Annotated in this window: 2 protein-coding genes and 1 pseudogene; 1 reads left to right on the plus strand and 2 read right to left on the minus strand. The window is 74.8% G+C overall.

The genetic code is table 11. The annotated features are described in order from the left end of the window. A partial coding sequence (locus BG452_RS34595) for a hypothetical protein (RefSeq protein WP_411293071.1) occupies positions 1-274 on the minus strand: 274 nt, incomplete at its 3' end. Next, positions 267-779: a SigE family RNA polymerase sigma factor gene (locus BG452_RS34600; RefSeq protein WP_188308300.1), complete on the minus strand. Its 513-nt coding sequence runs from the start codon at positions 777-779 to the stop codon at positions 267-269. The genes BG452_RS34595 and BG452_RS34600, both read right to left, overlap by 8 nt. A 250-nt stretch (positions 780-1029) precedes the next feature. Between BG452_RS34600 and BG452_RS47370 the strand changes: the two are divergent. Next, positions 1030-1276, plus strand: a pseudogene (locus tag BG452_RS47370) (hypothetical protein); the annotation flags it as partial.

The following is a 1276-nucleotide window of genomic DNA, read 5'->3' on the forward strand; positions in this document are numbered from 1 at the left end:
GGTGGGGGGAGGCCGACGCGGAGGAGACGCCGGTGGTGGCCGGTCCTTGTTGCGGTCCCGCCGGGTGTTGCGGCCCCGGTGAGCGCAGCACGGACGGGAGGACCAGGCACAGTGCTACTGCCGTGCAGGCCGCGGTCGCGCCCAAGGCGTACCGGCGGTGGCGGCGCCGGTCGGCGCGGCGGCGGATCTCCGCGGCGCGCAGGGCCGGGGCGGGCATCTGCGTGCCGAGCAGCCGCAGCCGGTCGGCGAGGGCGTCGTGGACGGGGTCAGACACGGAGCTTTCCTTCCTCGCTGGTCGGGGTTCTGTCGGCGAGCTTGGCCGCGAGCGCCGTCCGGCCGCGGGCGAGACGGCTCTTGACGGCGCTGACGCTGGCGCCGGTCTCGGCCGCGACCTGCTCGACGGAGAGGTCGCACATGTGGTGCAGGACCAGCGCGCCTCGCTGTGCCTCGGGCAGCTCGCGGAGCGCGCTGACCAGCATCAGGTGTTCTTCGGCGGGCGGCTCGACGACGGGCGGTTCCTGGCGGTGGTGGCGTCCGGCCAGGTGCAGGCCCCGGGCGAGACGCCGCCAGCGGGAGTACGCCAACCGCCGGGCCGTGGTCCGGATCCATGCCTCCGGGGCCTCGTCCGGGTCGAAGGTGCGCCTTCGGTCCCACGCGCGGATGAAGGCCTCCTGGACCACGTCCTGGGCTTCGGACCAGTTGCCGGTCAGCGCGTAGAGCTGCCCGGTCAGGCGGGAGAAGGACGCCGCGTAGAACGCGTCGAACTCCTGTGGCGTCATCAAGGGCCTCTCTTCCGGGGCTGTCCGTCAGCTCGCGGTACACGCGATGGCGGGGAAGCACCGCTCGGCCGTGGCGGTGGAGCCGTGCCTCCTGGGCGGAGCCTCCCGCCCTGTACGCACGAGCGCCGTCCCAGGGTCGCACCGGCGGCCTATGACCTGGATCACGCGCGGGGGTGCGACCTACCGGGCGTCAGGAGGCGTAGAGGGGTGCCGGCATCAACCGGACGCCCGCAGGAAAGGACACGGATTCATGCGCATCCGCCCGAGAATGCTCATCGCCGCCACCGCCACGGCCGCAGCCATCGCGACCGCGGGAGGCATGGCCACTGCCGCCACCGGCACCTCCACTCCCGCCCCCACGGCCACCCCCACGGCCCACGGCGAGCCCTCCGGTGCGCCCGCCCCCACGGCCACCCCCACGGCCCACGGCGAGCCCTCCGGTGCGCCCGCCCCCACGGCCACCGGCAGCGGCTCGACCGCCACCGCTGAGCCTGTCA

Origin of the sequence: Streptomyces sp. CBMA123 (assembly GCF_014596465.1) — a bacterium.
Classification (GTDB): domain Bacteria; phylum Actinomycetota; class Actinomycetes; order Streptomycetales; family Streptomycetaceae; genus Kitasatospora.

Bases quoted from the DNA above. Each gene is read 5' to 3' on its own strand.
- BG452_RS34600 (WP_188308300.1), bottom strand. From the start codon at position 779: ATGACGCCACAGGAGTTCGACGCGTTCTACGCGGCGTCCTTCTCCCGC.